We start from the raw sequence: 26417 nt of genomic DNA on the forward strand, positions 1-26417 counted from the left end.
GACATGAGTGTGAAGGTTGCGGGGACCACGTTCGGGACCGGTAATGACAAGACCTGGGGCGGGCTTGGAGCCGGTGGCACCTATGCCTGGGCGGATGACAAATACGCGCTTTATGGTGAAGGCTCCATCAACACCAGCCTCACCAACTTCGCCGACAGCTATGCCCTCAAAGCAACAATCGGCTTCAGAACAAAGTGGTGAGCGGATAGTCCCCAGAAATTGAGGCCCTGCGACTTCACCCGTCTCAGGGTCTTTAAATTGAAATAGCAGTCAGAACCGACATGAACGGAGAGGCGCAATACTCTGGTACTTCGCTGCGCACCGAGTTCTATTGCCTTTTTTAAATGGAGCACTACCCTTCAACTTTGTCTGATTATGACGCGGAGGGCAGTATGCAGTGGCTTCAGTCGATATTTCAGCAGGCACCGGAGATAGCGTTGTTTCTTTCTCTGGCTGGTGGTTACGCGCTTGGAAAAATACAATTTGGAAAATTTCAACTGGGCGGGGTCGCCGGCTCACTGCTCGTAGCGGTTCTGATTAGCCAGGTGGGCGTTCAGATAGACAATGGGGTGAAGGCAGTACTCTTCGCCCTTTTCATTTACGCCGTAGGTTTTGAGAGCGGCCCGCAATTCTTTCGGTCCCTTGGACGGCAATCTCTTCGAGAGATCGCAATGGCTGCAGTCCTTGCCATCAGTGGCTTGGTGACGGTTGTTGTTCTGGCGCGCATGTTCGGCCTTGATAAAGGACTTGCAGCGGGAATCGCCGCAGGCGGACTAACGCAATCTGCGATTATTGGAACCGCCAGCTCGGCCATTTCAAAACTGGGTCTTGCTGCTGATGAAGTTCAACGGCTGCAGGCTAATGTCGCCGTAGGTTATGCGGTTACCTATATCTTTGGATCGTTTGGCGCAATCATCGTTTGCGTTAATCTGCTGCCGAAGCTCATGGGACGCAGCATACGCGACGACGCAATAAAAGCAGAAGCAGAGCTTCTTGCCGGTATTCGATTGCTCGGGCCGAATGAACAAGAGGCCGCGCCTGATCTGGTCGGCCGCATCTATCGGATAGACAAGGCGGCTGGAAAAACCATTGCAGAAATCGAAGCGAAGACATCCGTCGATAATGCAATCACGATTGAACGTGTCAAACGTGCGAATGAGATTATTGGCGTTGCACGAGATTTGAGGCTCGAGGCCGACGACATCGTTTTGATCGCCGGGCGCCGCAAAGGCGTCGTAGCAATTGGAGGTGATATCGGGGTCGAATTGCAATCATCCGATGGCATGGAGGTCGTTGTCGCAATCCGTGACGTAACGATTACAGCCCCTGAGTTTGCAGGAAAAACAGTTGCGGCTATAAAACAGCATATCAGTTCAGACCTTAGGCATGGTATCTATGTGGTAGGTGTGAAGCGTGCCGATAAGCCGCTCCCGCTAGATCCCGACACTGTTATCAAGGCTGGCGATGTGGTCTCTCTTTACGGAACGGATCAAGATCTGCAGCGTGTTGCACAGTCGATCGGTCCTGTAATCGTCGCCAGCGACAAGACGGACTTTGTCTTCCATGGACTTGGAATTGCTATAGGTCTTCTGATCGGTCTTGCCGTTGTTCGGGTCGGCTCAATTCCACTTACTTTGGGAAGTGGAGGGGGCGCACTTTTATCTGGCTTGTTGTTTGGCTGGTACCGAAGCCGAAACATGACAATCGGTAATATGCCGACCGGAGCCTCGACTCTTTTAAGGGATCTCGGCCTTGCCGGGTTCGTAGCCGTTGTTGGCCTTCAGTCAGGATTACAGGCCGTTCAGACGATAGCCAGCAGTGGCTTGTCTATCTTCCTGATTGGTGTCGTTGTGACCATTCTTCCCCTCATCATCACGATGTTGTTTGGGCGCTATGTTCTCAAATACGACAATGTTGCTGTTTTTGCCGGAGCTTTATCCGGTTCGCGCAGTGCGAATCCGGCCTTTGGTGAGATTCTTGATAAAGCCGGAAATTCCATACCGACCACCCCATTCGCAATCACTTACGCTCTTGCCAATGTGTTCCTGACCTTGCTCGGGCCATTGGTCGTTGCTTTTTCCTGAGGATGAGATCATGGCGAAAAATGATTATAATAAATATGCGAAACTGAGCCCGTTTGAGCTCAAAGACGCGCTTATAAGTCTCGCCTCCAGCAAAGCAAATCATGCGATGCTCAATGCAGGTCGCGGTAATCCCAATTTTCTGGCCACACTTCCACGTCGGGCCTTTTTACGGTTGGGTCTTTTTGCAGTCTCCGAAGCAGAACTTTCCTATTCATACCTGTCCACAGGTGTCGGCGGACTTCCCAAGATTGAAGGAATTGAAGGACGGTTCCAGCGCTTTATTTCCGACAACAGTGACCAGCCTGGTGTGCAGTTCCTCGGGCGCTCACTGTCCTATGTACGTGATCAGTTGGGGCTTTCTCCATCTGAGTATCTCCATGAAATGGTGGAAGGTATTCTCGGTTGCAATTATCCCGTGCCCCCGCGAATGCTGAAAATCAGCGAAGAGATTGTAAAGCATTATCTCGTGCGAGAAATGATCGGCGGCTACATGAGCTCCGACCAAATCGATCTATTCGCAGTCGAAGGCGGAACCGCCGCCATGACATATATTTTTGATACATTGAAGCAGAACAAAATTCTTACTGAAGGCGATACTGTTGCAATTGGCATGCCTGCCTTCACACCCTATATCGAAATTCCTGAGTTGAATAATTATCGGCTGAAAGAAGTGCACATAAATGCCGATCCAAAACAGGGCTGGCAATATCCCGAAGCAGAGCTCGACAAACTGCTTGATAAGTCTGTGAAAGTCTTCTTTCTGATCAATCCGAGTAATCCCCCATCTGTAAAAATGGATCAACGCGGATTGGAGCAGATTGCCAAAATCGTCAAGGAAAAACGCCCTGATCTCATTATTCTGACAGACGATGTATATGGTACCTTTGCCGATGATTTTAAATCTATCTTCGCGATATGTCCGTATAATACGATGCTAGTATACTCATTCTCAAAATACTTTGGTGCAACGGGTTGGCGCTTGGGTGCAATCGCTATGCATAAAGAAAACGTTCTTGATACAAAGCTGAAGGACCTTCCGTCGTCGGCAAAAAAAGAATTGGATGAGCGCTACTCGTCTCTGGTACCGAAAGTTTCCAAACTTAAATTCATCGACAGACTTGTAGCGGACAGCCGCACTATCGCTCTTAACCACACTGCAGGTCTTTCTACGCCGCAACAGGTACAAATGGTTCTGTTTTCCCTTTTCAGCCTTATGGATGAACAGGATGCCTATAAATCAGAGTTGAAGAAGTTGATCCGCCATCGCGAGGCAGCTCTTTATCGGGAGCTCGGTTTGCCGCCGCAGTCAGACGTAAATGACGTAGATTATTACACATTGCTTGATCTGGAAGACATTGCGCGTCGCCTTTACGGCGATGATTTCGCTGCCTGGGTTAAGAAGAATATATCGCCAACGGAGCTATTGTTCAGGATTGCCGATGAAACGGGTATAGTTTTATTGCCGGGTACAGGGTTTGGAACGCAGCAACCAGCAGGCAGAGCCTCTCTCGCTAATCTCAATGAGTATGAATATGCAGCAATCGGACGCGCGCTACGGCGAATGGCCGATGAAGTCTATCAAAAGGAATTTAAATCTCGTAAGTGATTAGATCGATGCATATGGTGATGGGCGAGGGCAATGATTGCTTCAATTGGACCATCACCAAATCAATATGTGCGTAGGTGTATTCCATGACGAGTTCCTTGCATTGGATAACCCATTGTTATCATTTGCAAGTCGCACTTCAACCCGGAATCCACCCGGCTACACACGTAAGTCACATAATCTATCTTATGGAACCATCTCTCAAATGACGACTACTCGAGCGGGAAAAGGCGCACATGACAGATGTGCGCACGTAAATTGTCCCAAATTGGCCATGCGAGACATCAGAAAGCCTACTTCGATTTCAGATAATAGCCTCTGCTCTATCAGAGGTTACGCTTAGATCGTACATACTGCTTACGATGCTTCTAATTGTCGAATTTCGCGAGCATCGTTTTCAGCTTTTCATTTTCAGACCGCAATTTAGCAATCATCAAGTTCTTCAAATGGATATTTTCAGCATGGAGCGATTGTAGAACGGCCGCATCTGGACGAGAAGTACTTGAAGGTAATGGTAAATCTATACGCTGTTGGCGTGCAATCTTTTTCACCCCTCGGTTGCCGGAAGGCTTCTTCTGAGAACGCAGATTTAAAGGCTTGTTTGGCTTATCAACATGATCAACCGGCTTCTCATCTTCTGCACTTAAACTTTCAGCCGAAGCTGATTGTTCTAATTCCAAATCGACTGGTTCTTCTGCTTTCACCTGATCAACACTTAGAGAACTACTGGACTGCTTGTCCACGTTTTGAGCCTCGGAGGCTCCAAGTTCGCTATCATCCTCAATCTGACGTGCAATGGATTTGAGATCCAAATTCCCCCACATAGAATTCGAATTTGTTCGAGCGCGTCGCCCCTTGTACTCGACAATCACGTTTCGAGTTGGGTGTTTCATTGATATCCATAATCCTTAGTGAGGTTGAAATTCCATGCCATCGATAGTTACTTTGGTTCGTTATAACATAGTAACAAAAGTTTCAATCTTTGCGTTATATAGTGCCGTAGACTTCACTGAATATCAAGTTATTGCGCAGTCCCTCATTGACTAACGATAACCCGTAATCAAAAATACCAAGCGACCAATTAAAGGAGAGATAATCGATGGCTATTGAAGATACCAACGAAATCGTGGAAACAGCTTCGCAAGATAGCATTGCTCCGGCTAAGCGAGCTAAATCCAAAACGCGGGCACGTAAAAGCGTACCAGCTCAAGAGGCCGCTTCTGCTAACACTGCAGCAAAATTGACGCGTAAGAAATACACCCTTGCCGAGCGCGCCAAATTACTGGCCTCAATCTCCAAAGATCTGAAGAATAGCGATACCACTGTTAAGACGGCCTTGACGAAAGTTGGCATCAGCGAACAGACATATTATAATTGGAAGAAAGCTTCCGAAACGAAGGACCATGTTGAACCCGTTCAGCAGAGTGACGAACTCAAAGCTTTGGTTGAACTGGAAGCTGAGAACCAGCGTTTGCGTAAGGCTTTAGCGACAAAGCTTCGGAATGAGAATGCGGAACTCCGTAAGCGCCTTGGATTATAAAGCGGAGTTTTGAGCGCTCACTTCCCAAATTGAAATGAGCCGCAATGACGACAGATAGTTCGTGTATCCGTCTTCGGGCGGAAATGCGAACTACCAGCCTCTTTATCGCCTTTATATACATTGTCTGCTAACTTGTTTCTATAAGCCCTATGATGACATTCTTGAGGAACAAGATTGTATTTTGAAATAATCACTGTCGTGCTGCTCACGCTTCTGAACGGCGTCCTTGCCATGTCGGAACTTGCAGTCGTTTCTTCGCGCCCCGCAAAGTTGCGAGTTCTTGCAGACAAGGGCAGCCGAGGAGCTCAGATGGCCATAACTCTGGCCGAAAATCCAGGGCGCTTCCTGTCGACGGTGCAAATTGGTATCACCCTGGTCGGCGTTTTGTCGGGAGCATTTTCGGGCGCCACTCTCGGTGCACGTCTCACAGGCTGGCTCATAACTCAAGGTGTGTCCCCATCTGTCGCTGACGCTTTTGGCGTAGGCTCGGTCGTGGTGGCCATTACTTATCTCTCGTTGATCGTAGGGGAACTGGTTCCCAAACAGATTGCACTTCGCGAACCTGAACTTATGGCGAGCCGCGTAGCCCCCAGTATGGCGATCCTTTCGAAGTTTGCCGCGCCGCTGGTATGGCTCCTGGATACATCTGGTCGGCTTGTGTTGAGATTGCTTGGCCAGTCGGGAAAATCGAGTGACGGTGTCACGGACGAAGAAATCAAAACCGTACTTGCCGAAGCCCACAACGCGGGTGTGATCGAGACTGAAGAATCTCGGATGATCGCAGGTGTTATGCGCCTTGCTGATCGTACTGCACGCGGACTCATGACGCCACGTCTTGATGTGGAAATGATAGACATTGAGGACGATATTGAAGATATTCGGGATCAGCTGCAAAAGTCCAATCGATCTCGTCTCCCCGTTAGGGGTAAGAATTCGGACGAAATAATCGGCGTATTGCAAGCTCGGGATTTTTTCAATCAGCTTTCATTGCAAGGGAGAGTTGACCTTCGCAACCTCCTCAAGGAAGTGCCAGTTGTCTCTGACTTTTCCGATGCGCTCGATGTTGTCGAAGCTATCCGTGGCACACCAACCCATATGGTGCTCGTTTATGACGAATACGGTCATTTTGAAGGGGTTATTACGGCTGGCGATGTGATGGAGGCCATCATTGGCGCCATGCAAGAAGATCATATTGAGGAGCAAGCCATCGTTCGTAGGGCTGATGGCTCTTATTTGGTCTCGGGCTGGATGCCGATTGATGAGTTTTCGGAATTCATGCGCTTTCCGATCGAAGATGATGTCGAATACAATACGATCGCTGGCTTTGTGCTTGAAGAGTTGAAGCATCTGCCCGATGTCGGTGAAACTTTCAGCAGAAATGGCTGGGTTTTTGAGATTGTCGATCTTGACGGTCGACGAATAGATAAGCTGCTTATTAAATCTGAAGAGCCACAGACCGAGTAGTTCTTCGCGCGTGCTCAATAAACACGCGCGAATGCAATGAGCTATTTGGTATGGTGGACTGCCTGCAATTGATAGACAGGCGTTTCTATTCCCTCCATACGGGCTTTGAGCTGTAGCGACAGGTATTGGGAATAGTGGCGCGACTGATGCAGGTTACCCCCATGAAACCACAATGCTTCCTGTTGGGTGGGCTTCCACATGTTGCGTTGCTCTCCTTCCCAAGGGCCAGGGTCTTTTGGCGTTTCGGATCCCAATCCCCAGACTTTGCCAATCTTGTCCGCGGTCTCCCGGTCAATGATATCTTCGACCCAGCCGTTCATTGAGCCATAACCTGTCGCATAAACGATGAGATCGGCAGGTAACTCAGTGCCATTGGTGAGCTTGACCGCGCTTTCGGTAATCTCTTCTATCTGTCCGGATGCAAGCTTGATTTTACCGTCAATAATCAACTGCGAGGCGCCAATGTCGATGTAGTAACCTGATCCCCGCCGCAGATATTTAAGAAACAATCCCGATCCGTCGGCGCCGAAATCCAATTGAAAACCGACTTTTTCGAGTGCTGCATAAAAATCAGCATCGATCTCGCGGATCTTGTCATAGATGGGTTTCTGGAACTCATGCATAATGCGATAGGGAAGTGAAGCAAATATCAGATCAGCTTTGGCAGTAGTGACGCCGTTTTGCAAAGCCTCTTCGGAATAAAGCGCGCCGAGCCCGTGCTTCATCAGTGGCTCAGACCGGACGATATGGGTCGATGATCTTTGAACCATCGTTACATCTACGCCAGCTTCGCAAAGTGCGGCGCAGATATCATGAGCCGAATTGTTAGAGCCCACGACAACAACCTTTTTACCCTTATAACCATCGGGGCCCGGATGCCGGGAGGAATGCTGTTGCTCCCCCCTGAAGCGGTCTTGGCCTTTCATGCCTGGAATGTTCGGCTTGCCGGACATACCAGTTGCAAACACAAGCTGTTTAGGACGCAGAATGACCGTCTCGCCATCGCGATCAATGACGACAGACCATTCCTTTTTCGCTTCGTCCCATCGCGCAGACTTGACAGTGGAGCGTGTCCAGTAGTTCAGTTCCATCACTTTGGTGTAGAATTCCAGCCAATCGCCGATCTTGTCCTTCGGCGCAAAAACCGGCCAGTTTTTTGGAAAATCAATATATGGCAAATGATCATACCAGACCGGATCATGCAGGCAGAGTGACTTGTAGCGTTTGCGCCAAGAGTCCCCCGCGTTTTCGTTGCGCTCAACGATGATCGTCGGCACACCGAGCTGACGCAGACGCGCTCCCAGTGCAATGCCGCCCTGCCCTCCGCCTATAACCAGCACATAGGGCTGCTTCTCGTAACCAAGTGTTCGAGCTTCCTCTTCGCGCTCTTCCTTCCATGTCTTGGCTCCCAGGTCCTGACCGTGCTTTGCCCCAAGTGGTCGTGTAAAGCCAGATTTTTCCTCATGTCCTTTCAACTCCGACATGACCGTAAGAAGGGTCCATATCTTGCCACCCTTCAAGCGAATAAGACCATATCCGCGTGCAACATCAGTCTCGAAAGTTATCCAGCTTTCCGTAACGCCATCGGCCTCCGTTGCGGCTTCGCCAGCGGCCACGAGCCACTTGGTTGGCTTAACCAGCTGCAACTGTGATTGCAGCATGTCACGCACCTCATCGTGCCCTTCTACAGTCTTGATGTTCCAGGTAAAGGCGACGAGATCGCGCCAGTAGCAATCATCAGCGAACATCAAAACGGCGTCATCGACCCGCCCCTCTTCAAGTGCTGCGCCGAACTTATCAAGAAAGGTCTGAACCAGCACGGTTGGTGTTTTCTCAAGCATTATAATTTCCTCCCATGGAAGTTGGTGTCAGGCTCTCCCAAGCCCGACAGTGAAATAATGTTATCTTTTCAGATCGATCAGGATTTTCAGCTGGGTACCCGCTGGATCAAGCAACCGGTCAAAGCCTTCAAAAACTGCATCCTCCAACGCGATTGTTTTGGTCACGATCTTGCTTGCTGGTATCTGACCGCTTGCAATCAGTCGGGCTACACGCGGCCAGTAATGGGTGGGATAAGCCCACGAGCCTCGAATATCGATGTCCTTGAATGTAACATCGAACCAGTTGAGTGGGTTCTCATGAGGGTGCAAGCCCGTCTGGACCACAACGCCTTGTTTACGGACGGCATCAGTGCAATTCTTCAATGCGTGCTCATTGCCGACGCACTCAATAGCAACGTCACAACCGACATTACCTTCGGTTTCCGCGCGAACCACCTCACCTACATTTTCTGATTTTGGATTAATGGTGCGAACATCACCAAGTTTTTCACGTGCCAGCTGCAAACGTGTGTCGTTCAGGTCGGAGAGGAATATTTGTGATGCACCTGCGGCGCGCGCTGCCATTGCTACCAAAAAACCAATTGGCCCAGCACCAGTGACAAGGACGCTGTTACCAGCCGTAACGCCGCCTCGATCACAGGCATATACCGCCACTGCGGTTGGCTCAATGAGCGCTGCTTCTTCGTCACTAAGATCGTCAGGGATTGGCTGAACATTGTAAGCGTTCAACAACGCCATTTCAGCCATGCCGCCCGAGTGCCACGAAAGACCCGCCAGTGCCAGACTGGTACTGAGGTGATAAAGGCCACGATCAGCAAAATAGTCGCCCGCGCGAGGCATGATGAGTGGCTGTACTGATACACGGTCGCCAACTTTTACGTGCGTTACATCACTTCCCACGGCTTTAACCACGCCGCCAAATTCATGCCCCAGAATTTGTGGGGCGACCGCCTTGGTGAACGGATGTGGTTCGGTTGGAATAAAAATTGGGCCATAAGCATATTCGTGCAGATCGGTCCCACATATCCCACAGAAGCGATTTTCGATCAGTACCTGATCGGGCTCGATATCGGAACCGGCTGGCGCCGACACGTTTTCAACACGCAGATCCTTGGCAGCATAAAAGCGCAAAGCACGCATACATAACTCCTCCATTTGCATCATTAAATGAGAGAGCAAGCTGCGTGCCAAATGCGAGATAAGGCATATGTGTATGATTATTAATGCTTTTAATTAAAGTGAAGCTTATGAAGGGAGTAACTGCAACAGTCTTAGTGCAACACATGTTGCAACTGTTGCATTCTCAGTGCGAGAGTTTCAAACGGCGATGGATCGTTGACCGATTGACCCCGAGTTTTCGCGCAAGCGCGGAAATATTGTTGCCGCATTCATCAAGCTGGCGACGCAAGATGTCCGCATCGCTGCGGAAATTTAAAGCAGCACTATTGACTTGAAAATGATCTGGCAGACAGTCCGTCGTGATTATTGCATCTGTTGCAATCGCTGCTGCGACACGCAAGGTATTATCAAGTTCACGTAGATTCCCGGGCCAGCTATAGGTCGCCAAGGCCTTTCGTGCGATACGATCAATCGTGATTGTTTCGCCTTCTTCCTCGCCGATGCGTCGTAGAAGATGATCAACAACAGGGTCGAAATCCTGCCTTTGGCGCAACGGCGGCAATTGCAGTTTTGCAGCATTAAGCCGATAGAGCAGATCTTCGCGGAAACGGCCTTCTGCGACCAGTCCCGCAAGGTCGCGATGCGATGCCGAGAGAAGCCGGAATTTGACTGGCTTCGGCTTCAATGCGCCAACAGGCTGTATTTCATTTTCCGAAAGAACGCGTAACAGGCGGCTTTGAAGTGTGAGTGGCATATCACCGATTTCGTCCAGAAACAGAGTGCCGCCGTTAGCTGCTTCAATAAGGCCGATCTTGCCCTTCTGCATAGCGCCGGTAAAAGCACCGGGCACATAACCAAACAGTTCCGATTCAATCAACTGTTCGGGAATTGCCGCGCAATTCACCGCAATGAAAGGTCCGGGCTTAGCGCTGCTGTCATGAATGGCGCGTGCCAGATATTCTTTGCCGCTGCCGGTTTCACCTTTGATAAGGATCGGCAGATGACGATCCGCCAATTTCGCAGCCCGAGCCTGAAGAGCTTCCATTGCGGAATCTCCGAAACTCAAATGGCGCAAAGCTGCTGGTAGCCGCACCGATGCTACGACCGGTGACGTCCTGAAACTGCTGACAGGAGCGATGGCGCTTGCAAACAATGCAAGACCATTACGCGCACGAACCAGACGTTCGCCGTTTGGGCGTCCACGCATCAGGTCGGGGAGCTTGTCAATGTCGATATCAAAAACATCTGAAATCGACTGACCAACAAGGTCTTTTGTCGAGACGTTGTTTAGGCCCATTCCTCGCGCAACGACGCCAAAGCCACCATGCGTCATTCCTGTAATCAAGCCGTTACCGTTTATCGTAACTGCGGCGTCGGGATCAACATCAAGAAAATCTGGCAGCTTCGCCAACCGCAATACCCAGTCCTCATGTGCTCTGGTCATCAAATTGGCAAGCTCAATGCGCCGTGCCGTAGAAGCGACCAGATGAAGCGCGAGTTGCTGGCTCGCCTTCGCGGTTGGTGACCGCAATTGCGAGATATCGAGAACCGCCGACAAATCACCAAATGTATCGAAGATTGGTGCGGCTGTGCAGGTCAAGCCGATATGACATGCATCGAAGTGGTCATCCTGGTGAATGATGACGGGTTTTCCAGACACCATGCAGGCTCCCACCGCGCAAGTTCCAGCCCGGTCTTCCGACCATTCAGATCCAAGATACAGTCCAGCCTTTCGAAGCTGATTGTCGAATGTCGGATCGCCCATAAACTCGACGGTGACGCCACGCGCATCCGATAGCAACAATACATAGCTTTGATCGGCTACTTGTCTGAAAAGCGTTTCGAGCCCCGTTCGTCCGATCCGGATGAGTTCTTCCGACTGTTCGCGATGTTCCCGCAAAAGAGTGTCAGGCACGATATAGGCTTCCTGCGTCTGGGCAGGATTGAGCTGATAATCGTTGAGACACCGCAGCCAGGATTGGATAACAGGACGATCACGATCGGACGCCCCGCCCATAGCGACGCGCTCAATCTCCTTGATGTGCGACAGTGTCGACACCATGATTGTCCTCCTCTGTCCGAATGCTCGCATAAGAAATATAAAGACTCAAGACGTCATGTGAAGTTTCAAATACCCCTGTTTCTCTACATCGTAACCATCATCGACAGCCGTGTATTCACGGCTTGCCATCTGACATGAAGATGAGTAATTTAATCATCTTTAATATGTTCATTCGGCGACGCCGAAAGGCGATTTTTGTTGGGACGGTCAAAACGTTGAGCTTCTGGCACTCTATGATTTGGAACGCCGACGGCATTCGTGTCACCGCTCCGGTAAAATGGCGTGTTCTGGATGGATTGGTGAGCGTCTATTGGGAAGCTGAGAGCCCTTCTGGCGCCTCCGGATATTTTTTATCCCACGATCCTCGTATTATGATCTTTTTTCAGGATGTGTCGTCGAAGATACGTATATCAAACAAAAGCGGATCGCAGTATCTGCACCAGCGTCCTATGACGCGAGCAATCTACATTCCCGCAGGCGTTCCTCTTTGGACGAATACAATCGCCTCGCATAGTTTCTCTCATCTGAATTTGCACTTCCATAAGGATCGCCTGCTTAAGTATCTGCGGCCCTCACTCGGGATATCGCTCGCGATGACAACTGTGCGCAGTCCTGTGGAATTACAAGATATCGGTGCGCTCGAAATCCTCGCGCGTCTTCTTGAAGAAGAAGTTTCCAATCCCTCCCAGCATTCGCTTTATGTTGAAAACCTGATCGGCACCATTTTGGCACGCTTGCTTGTGGCACCTCGGATTGAAGACAAACAGGGCAATGGCCGGCTCACTCAGGCGCAAATCAACAAACTCAATGCGCGTATTGGTGTTTCCAATGACGGGCGGCTCAGTGTTTCCGAGATGGCTGCGACTGTTGGGCTGTCGGAGAGTTGGTTTTCTAATGTCTTCAAACAAACAACGGGTCAAACTCCACTCCAATGGCAACTTACAAAGCGCATTGATCGTGCTCAGGAGTTGTTGTGCCTCGGTGATGCGACAGTCGCAGGTGTCGCTGCTCAGTTGGGTTTTACCGATCAAGCTCACTTGACCAAGGCGTTCAGACAGATTGTCGGCGAAACACCTGCAGCTTGGCGCAGACTGCAACAAAACAGGCAGTAGTCTTTACGGGGCATAGAGCCTATGGTCAGGCAATCGCCAATTTGAAACGACGGCATCACCCTGCCCGTATAGGCGGACAGGGTGATTTTCTTTTACCAGGTACGACGCAAAGTTGCAGTGATTTCGCGGCCAGGGTTATAGAAATCAGCACCAAAGCCGCCATAAGCAACATATTTTTTGTCAAACAAATTGCTGACATTCACTTCGAGCGTGGAATTGTCCAGGAATTCGTAACTGAAAGCAGCATCGAAAACGACGTTGCCGCCTGCACCAGACGTGTTCGCGGCGGTGAAATAATAGGCGCCGGTATAACGGCCGCCCAATCCGAATGTCATATCGCCAATTTTATCGCTGCCGGGCAATGTATAGTTTGCCCATAAGGAAGCGATGTGCTGTGACACAAATTGGGGTCGATTGCCCTCGGTTCCATCCCCACCATTTTCGACAATTTCCGGGTCAAGATAGGAATATGCTGCGGTCAGACTAAGATTATTTGTAAGTTCCGCCTTGGCCTCGATATCGATCCCGCGAATTCGCACTTCGCCAATTGTGCTTGATTGTGCCGTAATCGGATCAGTGACCGAGATGTTGTTTTTTGTGAGATCATACACTGCGAGGCTGAACAAAGCCGGAAATGCGTCTGGTCTGTATTTAACACCGACTTCAATCTGATCACCACGTTCCGGATCAAGACCAATCGCCGGAGGTGCGACTGACTCGGCGTAGCTTGCATAAACCGCCCATTCGTCGGTGACCTTATAAGTCAGACCAAAGCGACTGGTGAATTCGTTGAAGTCAGCTCCTGTGGTACTGTTGTTCAAGTTGTTGGTCTGTGTCAGATCAAGCCAGTCATTGCGCAAGCCAACGGTTGCAATCCACTGATCCGCAATGGTTAAATCCTGCTGTAAATAGATAGCCCTGGTCTTCTGCTTGCTTCCCGTGTTGCTCAGAAGCGGAACATTAACGGGCGCTCCGGTATAGACCGGATTGGTCCAGTCAATGCTTGGTGCGCTGCCCCACCAGGTCGCATTGTTCCCGGAATAATTATTATACTGGAACCCGAGCATCGTGCGGCTTTTAACATTCGCAAAATCGGTTTCGTATTGCACATTGGCGTCACCGATGAAGTTTTCTGCCGATGCTTCGTTTCCAAAAAAGGAACGTCCGGCAAGTGTTGATCCGTCCGTTGGAGTCGAGGAAATATACGCATAACCGAAATCGGTCTTCTGCTTGCTGTAACGTCCATTGACGCTCACGCTAAAGCCATTTCCGAAATCATGGTCGAACATCGCGCTAACCGTGTTTCGGTCAGTGCCGCGATAATTGTAATCGGGTTCACCGAAGAAGCGGCTTCTTTTAAAATCAGTACCAACTGGGTGGCCACCACTACCGGGAACGCCATTTTTATACAGATGATCAAAAACAATCGTCAGATTGGTAGCATCATCTGGACGCCAGGTCAGACCTCCCATGATGAACTTCTCGTCATCGCGCGAGTAATCATATTCGGCATCGGCATCTCTGAACTTGCCCGTCAGTCGATAAGATAATGTATCGTCCGACGTCAGGTTGTCACCAAAATCAAACCCGATTTCCTTGTGGCTGAATGAGCCGCCCGTCACATAGGCCTCTCCGAAACGCTCACTCCTTGGACGCTTGGTGACGTAGTTGACTGATCCGCCCGGATCCGACACGCCAAATACTGTGGAATTGCCGCCCTTTAATACCTCGACGCGTTCAAATGCGTATGGTTCCTCGCGGATACCGCCAAACGGACGGCCGAGAGGCAGGCCATCACGATAGGTCGTTGCATCAAAGCCACGAATTTTGAAGAAATCAAATCTATCGTCTGAACCATAAAAATCAGTCGAAACGCCTGCAGTATATTGCAGAACCTGCTCAACATTCTGAGCGCCGCGTTGCTGAATTTCCTTGGCTGTAATCACAGATACGGATGCTGGAGTATCAAGGATGTCAGTCGGCATTTTGCTGCCGCTTGTGATTTTTGTGGCTACGATAGAGTTTCTATCATCATCGTCCCCGGCCTTACCATCGACAGTAATTGTTTGCAGCACCACGGGTGCTGCGGAAACTTCCGCCTGCTGTGCAGCGGAAATGGTTGGCATGAACATCACCAGGGCAGAGCAACTCAATAGAACCGCTTTCCGCGCCCGTATCTCAGTTTGCCGATAGCTAACAGAAGTGGTGGTGATGTCCATTATTTGGTCCCGGATTCTCTTTTTCAGTTACATGCGGCCAACATCACCAGCATCGTTGGAATGTTGAGAGGTCAATCCTGGATACATCCCGGTACAGATCGTCCGAACGGCTGTGTTCAAAACTGCGTGCCCGTTTGTATCGCAATTGCTTAAATGCGCCACTAACTTGAGATTGATTGTCCAGTATTGTAAAAATCGGCATTATTGTAAAAAACCACGGTTATTTCGCCGCAAAATTGACATGGTTTAACCACCGGCCTTGACGGCCTTCGGTTAACCTGAGACTGAGTGGCAACTTTTAAACAATGGGGGGTCTACCCATGCCACGCTTTATCCGCTCTTTGTTCATACTGCTGATAATTTGCCTGTTCACAGGGCGAACAGGAGCCGCTCTTGCAGATGATACTCAGACCTATCCGATTGTAATAAAACACGCTTTTGGCACAACAATCATTGAAAAAAAGCCGCAGCGTATTGCCACTGTGGCTTGGGCAAACCACGAAGTGCCGTTGGCGCTGGGCATCGTCCCTGTCGGAATGGCGTCAGCCAATTTCGGTGACGATGACGGTGATGGCCTGTTGCCGTGGGTTGCAGAGCGATTGAAGGAGCTCGGGGCAGACAAGCCGGTACTCTTTGATGAGGGTGATGGCATTGACTTCGAGGCAGTAGCAGCAACCAACCCAGATGTCATTCTGGCAGCTTATTCCGGTCTGAGCCAATCAGATTACGAGACTTTGAGCCAGATCGCTCCAGTTGTTGCCTATCCACAGGCAGCCTGGTCAACGGACTGGCGCGAGATGATTCATCTCAACAGCGCTGGAATGGGCATGTCTGCGGAAGGTGACGCGCTTATCAGCAAAATCGACGCAGACATTGCGCGAACGGTCAGTGAATACCCGCACCTCAAGGGTAAGACGGCTATGTTCGTCACACATCTTGATGCGACTGATCTCAGCACAATCAATTTCTACACGACCAATGATACAAGGGTGAAATTCTTTCAGGACCTCGGTCTGGTATCACCAAAAGGCGTTGTCGGTGCGTCCAGGCCCGGACAGTTTTCAGGTTCCATCAGCGCTGAACGCATAGATTTGTTCGATGATGTCGACATCGTCGTGACATATGGAGGAGAGCAGCTCTTCTCCGCGATGCGCGCCAACCCCCTTCTCTCCAAATTGCCTGTAGTGACCAATGACGCCGTAGTCATGTTGGGGAGAAACCCGTTGGGTACCGCAGCCAATCCGACACCGCTTTCAATTTCGTGGGTGCTTAAGGATTATGTTTCCCTCCTTGCGAGCGCTGCGGAAAAGACGAAATGACTTCCGGCAGTCTTCATCAGCCCGATGCATCGGCCTATCTGCGTTCTTCTAATAGTATCAGGTCCTTGTGGCTGCTGTTGCTCATAGTTGTACTCATCATCTCATGCTTTCTTTCTGTCGCACTCGGTACACGCGATGTGTCCTGGACAGAAATTCTATCTGCTCTTAGCGGCCATGACGACACTATCGGGCAAGCTGCCGTTGCCATGCGCATACCTCGAACTTTGCTGGCATTGTTGGCTGGCGCAGCTCTCGGCCTTGCCGGTACCGTTATGCAGGGCATAACACGCAATCCACTTGCTGATCCCGGTATACTTGGCGTCAATATGGGCGCGTCACTTGCAATAGTGATTGCTATAGCCTGGTTCAACATTGCTTCCGCACATGCCTATATCTGGGTTGCAATCGGAGGTGCGGCCGCAGCTGCAATCTTTGTCTACACGATCGGCTCGCTAGGCCGGGGAGGTGCCACACCTCTTAAACTGGCTCTTGCGGGTGCTGCCACATCCGTTGCTTTTTCATCGCTTGTAATAGCTATAATATTGCCACGCGCCGATCTGGCAGGGGGTATACGCTCATGGCAAATCGGCGGTGTAGGCGGAGCGACGTTTGATCGTATTTCCTATGTATTGCCCTTCCTTCTCGCAGGTTTCGTAATCAGTTTGCTATCAGCAAGAAAACTCAACTCACTTGCATTGGGGGACGAGCTGGCAGCCGGGCTGGGTGAAAATGTTGCGATAGCCCGTATAATTGCCGCTGTTGGGGCGATCCTCCTTTGCGGAGCCACGACAGCCATATGCGGACCAATCGGCTTCGTCGGACTAATCGTTCCTCATCTTTGCCGTCTTCTGGTTGGCGTTGATCACCGCTGGCTCCTGCCCTTTTCTGCAATAAGCGGAGCATGCCTGTTGGTATCATCCGACATAGTCGGTCGTCTCATTGCCCGCCCTGCGGAAATCGATGTCGGCATCATCACAGCTTTCATTGGAGCGCCGTTTTTCATCTGGATCGTCAGACGCCAACGCGTGCGGGAGTTATGAACTTGTACTCCCCATTGATTGAAGAGCTGACGCGTAGTCGTAAGCGTAATCATCGCAGCCGATGGCTGCTGATTGCCGGCCTTACAACCATTTTGGCGGCATTCTTTGCCTTAACGCTCACTCTTGGACAATCGTTCACGCCACCAGGCGATGTAATGCGTGTCCTGCTGGGGGAGAATGTACCTGGCGCCAATTTTACGGTCGGTCAATTACGTCTGCCACGAGCGATAATGTCTGTGTTGGCAGGTCTGTGTTTCGGTCTAGGCGGCGTGGCGTTTCAGACCATGTTGCGTAATCCGTTGGCGAGTCCTGATATTATCGGAATTAGTTCCGGGGCGAGTGCGGCGGCAGTCTTCGCGATTGTTGTATTGTCTATGAGTGGCCCAGCCGTCTCCATTTTCGCTGTCTTGAGCGGATTGGGGATTGCTCTGCTCGTTTATGCCTTGTCGTTTCGAAATGGCGTTGCCGGAACACGTCTGATCCTGGTTGGAATCGGTGTGTCAGCAATGCTCGAAAGTTTCATTGCCTATATTCTTTCCAGTGCACCGGCGTGGAATCTTCAGGAAGCGATGCGCTGGCTGACAGGCAGCGTTAACGGCGCCAGATTGGATCAGGTCGCACCGCTGTTTTTTGCACTGATCGTTTTCGGCGGACTGCTTTTGAGCCGAACGCGTGATCTGGAGTCATTGCGTCTGGGTGACGATACCGCGGCCGCACTCGGAACGAAAGTCGCTCAAACGCGCATAATTATCATTATAGCAGCAGTCGGAATGATCTCATTTGCAACAGCTGTTGCCGGACCAATATCCTTTGTTGCCTTTTTGTCAGGCCCTATCGCTGCGCGAATATTGCGCAATAACGGATCATTACTCTTACCCTCAGCACTGATCGGAGCAATTCTTGTTCTGGCCGGTGATTATATTGGTCAGTTCATGCTGCCCGGTCGATATCCGGTTGGCGTCGTCACGGGCGCGCTGGGTGCGCCTTATCTCATCTATCTCATTGTTCGCGTCAATCGAGCCGGAGGTTCGCTATGACAAGCCATACTCTCAAAGTCAGTCAATTATCGTGCGGTTATGGTGATACACTAATACTTGAAGGATTGGATCTCGACGTCCCGACCGGGAAAATAACCGTCATTGTCGGTGCCAATGCATGTGGAAAATCAACGCTCTTGCGCAGTATGTCACGCCTTCTTACCCCTCATCGTGGGAATGTGCTACTGGACGGAAAATCAATTCACAAAATACCGTCGCGCGCACTCGCTCAGTCTTTGGGATTGCTTCCTCAGTCTCCGGTAGCGCCAGAAGGCATCACGGTCGCTGATCTGGTGAGCCGCGGCAGACACCCCTATCAAGGCATTTTCTCTCGCTGGACACGAGAAGACAATGAAGCTGTAGCCGCTGCATTGTCAGCAACAAAAACTGCAGAACTCGCCGAAAAGCCGATTGATGAACTGTCTGGGGGGCAAAAGCAGCGCGTCTGGATTGCAATGGCGTTGGCACAACAGACAGATATTTTGCTGCTCGACGAACCAACCACATTTCTCGATATCAGTCATCAGATCGAAGTTCTTGATCTCCTCACAGATCTCAATCGGACACGGGGCACCACCATTGTCATGGTGCTGCATGATCTCAACCTTGCGGCAAGATATGCCGACCATCTTGTCGCTATGGCGGGCGGGCGCCTTCATGTCGAAGGTTCGCCCGAAACGGTTCTGACCGAAAAGAACGTTCAGGAAGTTTTCAATCTTGAAAGCCGCATCATCACTGATCCCACGTCAGGGAGACCAATGATGCTCCCGATTGGCCGAAACCGGATGTGCTGAAGGGCGCGTCAGAATAGCGAATACCCTTGCCCAACGCGGTCATTTTGATTATTCCCAAGACGGGAATTCATCAAAACCCGGAACGCACACAAAGGGCATCAGGAAGATTAGAAGCACAATGGAAGAGGCAATCATTCGTGTCGCTGATCTCTCCGTCACTTACGAAGGCGCCTCGGCGTTAGCAACCGTCAATGTATCGGTCGCGCCAGGGAAAATCACCGTTATTTGTGGCGCAAATGGTTCGGGAAAAAGCACCCTGCTGCGCAGCATGGCGCGCCTTCAAGCTCCCTCACAGGGCAAGGTGTTCTTTGAAGGGACCGATATAAGCCATTTACGGCGACTTGATCTTGCTCGAAAGCTTGCAGTGCTTGGCCAAATGCCTGAAGTTCCAGCGGGATTGACCGTCGAGGAACTGGTTGAAAATGGTCGACATCCGCATCGCCGTTTGTTTTCGCGCCTCGGACCTGAAGACCGCGCATTTATTGCAGGCGCGATTGCTCAGGTTGGATTACAGGACTTGCGTCACAGACATGTCGCATCGCTTTCGGGAGGCGAGCGACAACGGGCCTGGGTTGCACTCGCTCTCGCGCAAAACCCGTCTGTACTGTTTCTTGATGAACCAACTAATTTTTTGGACATTCGCCATCAGGCCGAACTCCTCACTCTGTTGAAAATGCTCAATCGCGAACAACACTTGACCATCGTTGCAGTGCTTCATGATCTCAATCAGGTGATTGAACTTGCCGATGATGTGATCCTGATGCGCAAAGGCCGCGTCATGGCATCTGGCGAACCCGTAGCGGTTTTCACCAAGCAGCATCTCAAAGAGGCCTTTGATTTTGACATCGACATAACGCAACATCCGGTTTTGCCGATCCCCTTCTGCCTGCCGCGTTGGGTCAACCCTGCCGATAAGCAGTCGAAAAATTGAACATGCAATCTGCTCCACATGTAAAATCTGGTTCTTTCGTACTTCCTGCGAGCCTGATCCTCCTTGGACTGATTTTATTGCTTCTTCTCACATTCGCGGAGCTTGTTGTCGGCAGCGCCAATGTCACAATGCAGGATGTATTGCTGGCCCCCTCCCGTCCGCAATCTGTTGCACAGATTATTATTGAAACTATTCGTCTCCCGCGCGCATTGGCAGCCATACTCGTCGGCGCGGCACTCGCGGCGGCAGGTACAGTTATGCAGACGATCCTGCGCAACCCACTGGCCGCACCCGATATATTAGCCGTTACAAGCGGCGCACAACTTGCGCTCGTCATCTCGAGCTTGTTGTTACCCTTCGCTTTTCCGGGTTTTGCCGCAACCATTCTGGGTGGGGCAATCGGCGGCTTGGTTTGCTTATCAGTCGGTGGAGGCTTGCAAGCACAAACTGTCAGACTTGCGCTTGCAGGAGTGGCGGTTTCGTTGGCGTTTTCAGCCATTTCCTCGGCTATTATTCTGACTGCGGACGATCGGGCTTCGGGGATTATTCTCTGGTCTGCAGGGATTCTGGATCAGACGGGCTGGAGCAAGATCGCACCACTCGCTCCGATAGTTTTTGCGGGTATTTTGCTTCTGATCTTGCTGGGCAGACAGTTTGATATCATGGCACTTGGCAGTGATATCGCGTCGAGCCTGGGTCTTGGAAAAACTGTGGCCATCATTGGTTTGATGATTACAGTTATTTTGTCAGGGGCGGCTGTGTCCATCGCCGGGCCTATAGGTTTCATCGGTCTTGCCGTTCCTAATTTTTTACGTGCGAGCGGCTTGGTCAGGCATCGCGTGCTTTTGCCTTCTGCATGTCTTTGGGGGGCGGTCGCATTATTGAGCGCTGATGTCCTTGCTCAATTTTTGAGTAGTGAAGGCAGGATAATACCCACCGGAATTCTCGCCGCATGTCTTGCTGCTCCCGCTTTGATTTTTATCCTTCGAAAGGTAAAAAGCGAAGCGAGCACACGTGCCAGCATACTTTTGGGAAAAATGCTGTTTACGCGAAAGCTGACGCTTTACATCGTTCTCTTCTTAACCCTTTCCGCATCTGTGTTTGCAGGTTTCATCTTTGGTGATGGTATTGCTGGCAAACAAGTCGACTGGAGCACGGTCTATTCGTTGCGAATGCCCCGAGTGTTTATAGCGATGGGTGCCGGCGCATTGTTGGCAATCGCAGGCCTGTTGCTTCAAGCCGTTACGCGGAATCCTTTGTCAGGGCCCGAAACTCTCGGACTTGCTCAAGGGGCCGCCCTTGCAAGCCTTTTGGCACTCCTGATCGGCTTTGTGCCGGGAAGCCCGCTCTTTGCTTTGCTTGCAGCTGCAGGTGCGGGTAGCGTTGTTCTCTTGATATCCTTGCTCGGGCTTCGCCTCTCGCCAGCGAGCATCGCATTGACCGGGCTTGCAATCGCCGCCAGTCTTTCGGCCTTCAGCACAATCGTCGTCATTGAAGCCAGGCTACAGGTTGCAGAAGCACTTTCCTGGCTCGCGGGCTCCACGCATGGCCGCAGTTGGCATGATGTTGAAGCACTCGCCCCCTGGCTCATTCTTCTTATTGCAGCAATGGCCTTTGCAAAGCGGCTCGATATACTCGCACTTGGTCATGATGGAGCGCAGTCTCTCGGGGTAGATCCAGCATCAACGCGGATATGGGCGATGCTGATAGCCGCCCTATCAGTCGCGGGTGCAGTGGCAGCCGTTGGTGCGATAGGATTTGTCGGGTTGATCGCACCACATGCAGCACGCCTTTGCTGCGGTGCACGCTATCGCCATCTGTTGCCTGTGACGGCACTTATAGGCGCAATCCTGACTGTAATAGCAGATATGGTAGGGCGCTCGATAATAGCACCAAACGAAATTCCAGCTGGAATAGTGACAGCCTTTATCGGGACCCCATTGTTTATTCTTCTGATGCGCAAGCAATCGCGTTAGAACGCTGATATTATTCAGACAATTCACACATTGCTTTGATCAAATTGACAGAGCGTTTGTGGTTCTTTCAACAAGACGCAACATTGATCGCGTTGATCCGAAAGGCCAGATCTTTCCGCCAATCGTATAGACCTGGTTTGCAGTCACCATTGGCAAAACCGGCCAGATCGCACTATCACGCAACTCACCCGGCACAGTCTCGTCAAGAATGAACAGTTTCGTATCAGAACTCAGCGTTGCCAGTTCTTCCAATCCGAACGTCGTAAAGCCAAAGGGTTGATTGCCGCGATCAACGCCTGCGGAAAACCCGGCTTTTGCCAGCGTCTTCATGATCAGAGAATTGGATGTGAAAATGCGGAGCCGTGCAACACCGGGCAATGGCTGTGCAACAACCACATTGATGGGATTGAGGTTCTTTTTTTGAACTGCAGACAGCCGTTCCTCGAAGGTCTGCCACTCAGCGTGGCCGGCAGCGTCCCGGTCCGTGGCTTTTGCTACATTTAAAAGACTGAGCTTTGTGGCCTCATAAAAATCAGAAGTACTGGAGGCTCCATCTGATAAGATGGTTGGAGCAATTTCGTTTAATCGAGAAGCAATCGTACCATGACGCAGGGCTGACGTAACTATGAGATCGGGCTTAAGACGCATCAGCGCCTCAAGGCTTGGTTGCTGGCGTCCGCCCACATCAATAGCGTCGGCCAGCTTATCATTTTCAACGCCGACCCACTCGCGATAACCAGAGAGATCGGCCACTCCGGAGGGTATAAGTCCCAGCGACAGAACGATTTCTGTTTCTGCCCATTCAAGTGTAACGATTTTACGCGGCGTGTACGCAACCGCGGAACGCGTGAGAGCGGCCAAAGCCGCTCCCACCAAAATCTCACGTCGTGAAAACCCAATTACCATCGAACACTCGTTGTTGCGACAACGGACCGGCCTTGGCCAAAGTAACACTGGCTCGTTGAGTTACACCCTGCCACATACTTCTTGTCTCCAAGATTATAAGCATTGACCTGCAAGCGATAGTTTCCAAGATCATAACGCAGAAATGCGTCAACAAGAGTATAGGACGGAACGTAGAAAGTGTTGAGCGTATCGCCGGCTGTTTTACCGATGCGACGTACACCACCACCGACAACCAGATTCCCCTTCATGCTGTCTGGCAAAGGCATGTCATAGCTCAGGAACAATGACTGCTGGTTCTTCGGAACCGTATAAGGCAACTTACCGATCTGCGCCGGATTTTGGCTTTCGCTGACTTCCGGGTCCTGGAAGCTCAAGCCGCCAGTCACATTCAGACGGTTCCACAAGCGTGCCGTTCCCTCAAGCTCCACACCGCGAACACGAACTTCATCGGTCTGATAATATACGCCGGAGATACGATTGACGACATTCTGCTGTTCGGCTTCAAATGCAGAGAGCGTGACCGAATAATCTTCACCTTCCGGCGCGTATTTCAGACCCACTTCCTTCAGCGTGCCGGTTGTCGGCTTGAGAGGAGTGTCTGCAAGCGTGAGCGTTGGCAAGAAAGATGTCGAATACTGCGCATAAGGCACAAAGCCTGAATCGAAAACATACGCCACACCAACGCGACCCGTAAATTTGTCGGGGTTCTGATCGTAATCCACGGTGCGCCCGGTGGAGAGTGTCGTCTGCTCGGAATCAATGCGCGTAAAGTCCTTACGGCCACCAAGCGTTATCCGAAGATTGCCTGCTTCGATCTGATCCTGAACATAAATGCCAGTTTGATACTGTTTTTGCAAAAGCCGTGTCGTCGGTGAAAGCTTGGAAATGGACTTATCGTAGGTCGGGTTGAAGAGGTCCTGCGAAGGGCCGCTCGCCGAAGCAGTGTAATTGTCCAAGCGCTGCCATTGCTGATCAACACCAAAAAGCAAGGTGTGAGACAACGGGCCAGTATAGAACCGGGATTCCAGCTGCGTGTCGAACGCAATTGCATCAAGTTCAGGCTGTGCAAGATAATTGGTACGGGGAATTGTATGCCCATTCCAACCGCTTGTCGGTAAAACGCCTGTAAACAGATTTTGATAATCGGTTTTCATGTGCGAATAGCGGAAATTCTGGCGCAGCGTGAAGGTATCGTTGAAACGATGTTCAAACGCATATCCTACGTAGCCAATTTCCTTTTTATAAATGGCGTTGCGTGGATCACCATCCGAGAAATCACGCGAAATGCTTTGTCCCGACGGGCTCGGCAAAACACTGCCGTAAGCCGGAATGATAACACCAGCCTGCCCCATGTCGTCTTTGAGATAACCGCCCGATACTATCAGGCTTGTGTCTGCATCAGGACGCCATGCGAAGCTTGGATTGATCGCAAATCGATTATTCTTGCCAAAATCATAGGAAGTATCGCTGTCGCGGAACATACCGTTGAGACGGTATGTAAAGCGCGGGTCATTATTGATCGCGCCGGTGGTGTCGAAGCCCAGTTCCTTGCGCCCAAAGCTTCCGCCGCGCAAATAAACCTCGTGGGCTGCTTCAGCCTGCGGCTGTTTGCTAACCATATTGACGATGCCGCCAACATTGCTCTGGCCGAAAAGAGCCGAACTTGGGCCACGCAGAATTTCTACGCTTTCAAGCGAATAGGGTTCGACAACAAACCCGGAATAGCCGCCGGACTGGCTGGCAATCTGGGGAATACGCAGACCGTCGAGATAGAGATCTGCCGGAAAGCCTCGAACTGTAAAATAATCAGAACGAACATCGGCGCCATAACGTTGCGCATTCACATTGGCGCTGTAAAGCATCGCTTCACTGACCGACTGAACCGCTCTGTCATTCATATTATCGCGGGTCACAACAGAAATTGCTTGCGGAGCCTCGCGAATGGCAATGTCACTCTTGGTGGCTGCTCGGCTATAATCGGCAATGTATCCATTAACCGGAGCGAGCGGCCCCTTCCCGCCAGATGTCTGAACTTCGATAGTTTGCAATTGGATGGAGCCCGCATCCTGCGCCAGCGTTGGCGCGGAAAAAGCGATGGTAGCCACTCCAGCCAAAAGTGCTGCCTTGAGTAAGGGATGTGCACCGTAACACACTGTCTCGTTCTTAGCGTTCGGTTCGCGGGCAGCGGTGCTACTCGTATTCAATTCGGCTCTCCTGGTCGTTCATCACGTGAACGAGATATTTCCCGCTGGCGATAACGACCGCAGGTTTTGGCTGTCAAATTTGATGTTGCGTAATCCTAGAATTCAGAATAATTCTAAATTACACCCGCATATCAATGCGTTGCGAAGCAGAATATATTCATCATCACTTGTTGAGTCAGGCCAAACTCGGTTGCAATCGGGTCAAAATTCTGCGATTTCCATCAAATATGACTTTTTCAGTCAAATTGGGCCAAATGGAAGACTGAATGCGACCGAAGCATGCAATTGATTATCAGGACATCAAACGACCTCTGGCCGTGATGCGCCGTGAATATACAGTCAGTATGAACTTCGGCTGGCACAGTCATCGACGTGGACAGCTTCTTTACGGCAATAGCGGCTATATGACGGCAATGACCGAAGAAGGAGCATTCATGCTCCCTAGCGGCTACGCAATTCTTATAGCACCTGACCTGCCGCACGCGGTGCAGACCTTTGGCGAAACAAAAATGCATTCCGTCTACTTAGAGGAAAGTGTTTTGCGTGGATTTTGGGAGCCTACACGGATTTTGAAAGTTTCGGCGCTGCTTGATGCCAGTATACAGGCACTGGCAAACGAACCCGTGCTTTATGATGAAACTGGCAGGGGCAAACACCTCTCAGCTCTTATCCTTGATGAAATTCGCAATGCGGACCAACAACCTTATACCGTTCCGTTGCCTGCTGAGAAGCAACTGCGCAAACTCTGCCGCGATTTACTCGACAATCCGGGAAACGATCTGACCATCGATGACTGGGCTGATAAGGTCGGCATGAGCCGCCGTACAATGACCCGCAAATTTCGCCAGGAAACAGGTATGAGTTTTATCGAATGGCGCCAGCGATTAAGGGTCTCACATGTCATGCGCCGGCGAGCAGAAGGTGTGCCCTTGGCCGCCGCCGGTTTGGAGGCAGGGTATCAGAGCCTGTCCACTTTGCGAAAAGTATTGAAAACGTGGGCTCCGCACTCTGAGCTTTTATCGGGAAACTAAAACATCCGAAAAGGGCGTCCCCATTTCCGATAAGATACGCATCAACACAGATAATTCGAGCAGCGATCGGATTGCATTTTGTTTAAGCGCATATAATGACGCGTTTTTATACACTTGCCTATTTTGTAAGCA

At 50.8% G+C, this 26417-nt stretch carries 20 protein-coding genes; 13 read left to right on the forward strand and 7 right to left on the reverse strand.

The features are described 5' to 3' along the window. From CEV32_RS01705 to CEV32_RS01715, 3 genes are all read left to right on the forward strand, one after another. A partial coding sequence (locus CEV32_RS01705; protein WP_143128775.1) for an autotransporter outer membrane beta-barrel domain-containing protein occupies nucleotides 1-201 on the forward strand: 201 nt, incomplete at its 5' end. Between the two features lie 191 nt (nucleotides 202-392). Then, nucleotides 393-2084, forward strand: coding sequence for an aspartate-alanine antiporter (gene aspT, locus CEV32_RS01710; protein ID WP_094573722.1), 1692 nt, complete (start codon nucleotides 393-395; stop codon nucleotides 2082-2084). 10 nt (nucleotides 2085-2094) lie between these two features. Next, a complete protein-coding gene (locus tag CEV32_RS01715) occupies nucleotides 2095-3690 on the forward strand; it encodes a bifunctional aspartate transaminase/aspartate 4-decarboxylase (protein ID WP_094573723.1) in 1596 nt (531 codons plus the stop codon). Between the two features lie 368 nt (nucleotides 3691-4058). Here CEV32_RS01715 and CEV32_RS01720 read toward each other — a convergent pair whose 3' ends face one another. Beyond that, the gene (locus CEV32_RS01720) at nucleotides 4059-4583 is read right to left on the reverse strand and encodes a hypothetical protein (protein WP_143128776.1); all 525 of its coding nucleotides are present in this window, start codon (nucleotides 4581-4583) and stop codon (nucleotides 4059-4061) included. Between the two features lie 206 nt (nucleotides 4584-4789). Between CEV32_RS01720 and CEV32_RS01725 the strand changes: the two genes are divergently transcribed. Together CEV32_RS01725 and CEV32_RS01730 are read left to right on the forward strand one after the other, a co-directional pair. Next, the gene (locus CEV32_RS01725; protein ID WP_094573725.1) at nucleotides 4790-5230 is read left to right on the forward strand and encodes a transposase; all 441 of its coding nucleotides are present in this window, start codon (nucleotides 4790-4792) and stop codon (nucleotides 5228-5230) included. A 174-nt stretch (nucleotides 5231-5404) separates the two neighbouring features. After that, nucleotides 5405-6694 carry a hemolysin family protein gene (locus tag CEV32_RS01730; RefSeq protein ID WP_094573726.1) on the forward strand — a complete coding sequence of 430 codons (1290 nt, stop codon included), beginning with the start codon at nucleotides 5405-5407 and terminating at the stop codon, nucleotides 6692-6694. Nucleotides 6695-6735: 41 nt separating this feature from the next. Here the strand turns inward: CEV32_RS01730 and CEV32_RS01735 are convergent, their stop codons facing one another. The 3 genes from CEV32_RS01735 to CEV32_RS01745 form a co-directional block, all read right to left on the reverse strand. Then, the gene (locus tag CEV32_RS01735; RefSeq protein ID WP_167382720.1) at nucleotides 6736-8535 is read right to left on the reverse strand and encodes an NAD(P)/FAD-dependent oxidoreductase; all 1800 of its coding nucleotides are present in this window, start codon (nucleotides 8533-8535) and stop codon (nucleotides 6736-6738) included. A 60-nt stretch (nucleotides 8536-8595) separates the two neighbouring features. Beyond that, complete coding sequence (locus CEV32_RS01740; protein WP_094573728.1) at nucleotides 8596-9675, reverse strand: 2,3-butanediol dehydrogenase; 1080 nt, start codon at nucleotides 9673-9675, stop codon at nucleotides 8596-8598. A gap of 163 nt (nucleotides 9676-9838) precedes the next feature. Next, a complete protein-coding gene (locus CEV32_RS01745) occupies nucleotides 9839-11716 on the reverse strand; it encodes a sigma-54-dependent Fis family transcriptional regulator (RefSeq protein ID WP_094573729.1) in 1878 nt (625 codons plus the stop codon). Nucleotides 11717-11931: 215 nt separating this feature from the next. On the opposite strand from CEV32_RS01745, the gene CEV32_RS01750 reads away from it, so the two are divergent. After that, nucleotides 11932-12828, forward strand: coding sequence for a helix-turn-helix domain-containing protein (locus CEV32_RS01750; protein ID WP_208620781.1), 897 nt, complete (start codon nucleotides 11932-11934; stop codon nucleotides 12826-12828). A gap of 92 nt (nucleotides 12829-12920) precedes the next feature. Here CEV32_RS01750 and CEV32_RS01755 read toward each other — a convergent pair whose 3' ends face one another. Further along, a complete protein-coding gene (locus CEV32_RS01755) occupies nucleotides 12921-15047 on the reverse strand; it encodes a TonB-dependent siderophore receptor (RefSeq protein ID WP_094573730.1) in 2127 nt (708 codons plus the stop codon). 320 nt (nucleotides 15048-15367) lie between these two features. Between CEV32_RS01755 and CEV32_RS01760 the strand changes: the two genes are divergently transcribed. The 6 genes from CEV32_RS01760 (at nucleotide 15368) to CEV32_RS01785 (ending at nucleotide 22144) form a co-directional block, all read left to right on the forward strand. Beyond that, a complete protein-coding gene (locus CEV32_RS01760) occupies nucleotides 15368-16366 on the forward strand; it encodes an iron-siderophore ABC transporter substrate-binding protein (protein ID WP_094573731.1) in 999 nt (332 codons plus the stop codon). Next, the gene (locus tag CEV32_RS01765) at nucleotides 16363-17406 is read left to right on the forward strand and encodes a FecCD family ABC transporter permease (RefSeq protein ID WP_094573732.1); all 1044 of its coding nucleotides are present in this window, start codon (nucleotides 16363-16365) and stop codon (nucleotides 17404-17406) included. The genes CEV32_RS01760 and CEV32_RS01765 overlap by 4 nt, the downstream gene beginning before the upstream one ends. Then, nucleotides 17403-18443 carry a FecCD family ABC transporter permease gene (locus CEV32_RS01770; protein ID WP_094573733.1) on the forward strand — a complete coding sequence of 347 codons (1041 nt, stop codon included), beginning with the start codon at nucleotides 17403-17405 and terminating at the stop codon, nucleotides 18441-18443. The genes CEV32_RS01765 and CEV32_RS01770 overlap by 4 nt, the downstream gene beginning before the upstream one ends. Further along, on the forward strand, nucleotides 18440-19237 hold the full coding sequence (locus tag CEV32_RS01775; RefSeq protein ID WP_094573734.1) for an ABC transporter ATP-binding protein: 798 nt from the start codon (nucleotides 18440-18442) through the stop codon (nucleotides 19235-19237). The genes CEV32_RS01770 and CEV32_RS01775 overlap by 4 nt, the downstream gene beginning before the upstream one ends. A gap of 118 nt (nucleotides 19238-19355) precedes the next feature. After that, nucleotides 19356-20168, forward strand: a complete 813-nt coding sequence (locus CEV32_RS01780; RefSeq protein ID WP_094573735.1) for an ABC transporter ATP-binding protein — start codon at nucleotides 19356-19358, stop codon at nucleotides 20166-20168. 2 nt (nucleotides 20169-20170) lie between these two features. Beyond that, a complete protein-coding gene (locus CEV32_RS01785) occupies nucleotides 20171-22144 on the forward strand; it encodes an iron ABC transporter permease (RefSeq protein WP_094573736.1) in 1974 nt (657 codons plus the stop codon). Nucleotides 22145-22183: 39 nt separating this feature from the next. Here the strand turns inward: CEV32_RS01785 and CEV32_RS01790 are convergent, their stop codons facing one another. Together CEV32_RS01790 and CEV32_RS01795 are read right to left on the reverse strand one after the other, a co-directional pair. After that, on the reverse strand, nucleotides 22184-23050 hold the full coding sequence (locus CEV32_RS01790; protein ID WP_094573737.1) for an ABC transporter substrate-binding protein: 867 nt from the start codon (nucleotides 23048-23050) through the stop codon (nucleotides 22184-22186). Continuing rightward, a complete protein-coding gene (locus CEV32_RS01795) occupies nucleotides 23044-25254 on the reverse strand; it encodes a TonB-dependent siderophore receptor (protein ID WP_094573738.1) in 2211 nt (736 codons plus the stop codon). The genes CEV32_RS01790 and CEV32_RS01795 overlap by 7 nt, the downstream gene beginning before the upstream one ends. Nucleotides 25255-25520: 266 nt before the next feature. On the opposite strand from CEV32_RS01795, the gene CEV32_RS01800 reads away from it, so the two are divergent. Next, entirely contained in the window at nucleotides 25521-26285 is a 765-nt protein-coding gene (locus CEV32_RS01800; protein ID WP_094573739.1) for an AraC family transcriptional regulator, read from the forward strand. Nucleotides 26286-26417 lie beyond the last annotated feature (132 nt).

Origin of the sequence: Brucella rhizosphaerae (genome assembly GCF_002252475.1) — a bacterium.
In the GTDB taxonomy this organism is placed as follows: domain Bacteria; phylum Pseudomonadota; class Alphaproteobacteria; order Rhizobiales; family Rhizobiaceae; genus Brucella; species Brucella rhizosphaerae.

Bases quoted from the DNA above. Each gene is read 5' to 3' on its own strand.
- aspT (WP_094573722.1), top strand. From the start codon at position 393: ATGCAGTGGCTTCAGTCGATATTTCAGCAGGCACCGGAGATAGCGTTG.
- CEV32_RS01715 (WP_094573723.1), top strand. From the start codon at position 2,095: ATGGCGAAAAATGATTATAATAAATATGCGAAACTGAGCCCGTTTGAG.
- CEV32_RS01720 (WP_143128776.1), bottom strand. From the start codon at position 4,583: ATGAAACACCCAACTCGAAACGTGATTGTCGAGTACAAGGGGCGACGC.
- CEV32_RS01725 (WP_094573725.1), top strand. From the start codon at position 4,790: ATGGCTATTGAAGATACCAACGAAATCGTGGAAACAGCTTCGCAAGAT.
- CEV32_RS01735 (WP_167382720.1), bottom strand. From the start codon at position 8,535: ATGCTTGAGAAAACACCAACCGTGCTGGTTCAGACCTTTCTTGATAAG.
- CEV32_RS01740 (WP_094573728.1), bottom strand. From the start codon at position 9,675: ATGCGTGCTTTGCGCTTTTATGCTGCCAAGGATCTGCGTGTTGAAAAC.
- CEV32_RS01745 (WP_094573729.1), bottom strand. From the start codon at position 11,716: ATGGTGTCGACACTGTCGCACATCAAGGAGATTGAGCGCGTCGCTATG.
- CEV32_RS01755 (WP_094573730.1), bottom strand. From the start codon at position 15,047: ATGGACATCACCACCACTTCTGTTAGCTATCGGCAAACTGAGATACGG.
- CEV32_RS01760 (WP_094573731.1), top strand. From the start codon at position 15,368: ATGCCACGCTTTATCCGCTCTTTGTTCATACTGCTGATAATTTGCCTG.
- CEV32_RS01765 (WP_094573732.1), top strand. From the start codon at position 16,363: ATGACTTCCGGCAGTCTTCATCAGCCCGATGCATCGGCCTATCTGCGT.
- CEV32_RS01770 (WP_094573733.1), top strand. From the start codon at position 17,403: ATGAACTTGTACTCCCCATTGATTGAAGAGCTGACGCGTAGTCGTAAG.
- CEV32_RS01775 (WP_094573734.1), top strand. From the start codon at position 18,440: ATGACAAGCCATACTCTCAAAGTCAGTCAATTATCGTGCGGTTATGGT.
- CEV32_RS01780 (WP_094573735.1), top strand. From the start codon at position 19,356: ATGGAAGAGGCAATCATTCGTGTCGCTGATCTCTCCGTCACTTACGAA.
- CEV32_RS01785 (WP_094573736.1), top strand. From the start codon at position 20,171: ATGCAATCTGCTCCACATGTAAAATCTGGTTCTTTCGTACTTCCTGCG.
- CEV32_RS01790 (WP_094573737.1), bottom strand. From the start codon at position 23,050: ATGGTAATTGGGTTTTCACGACGTGAGATTTTGGTGGGAGCGGCTTTG.
- CEV32_RS01800 (WP_094573739.1), top strand. From the start codon at position 25,521: ATGCGACCGAAGCATGCAATTGATTATCAGGACATCAAACGACCTCTG.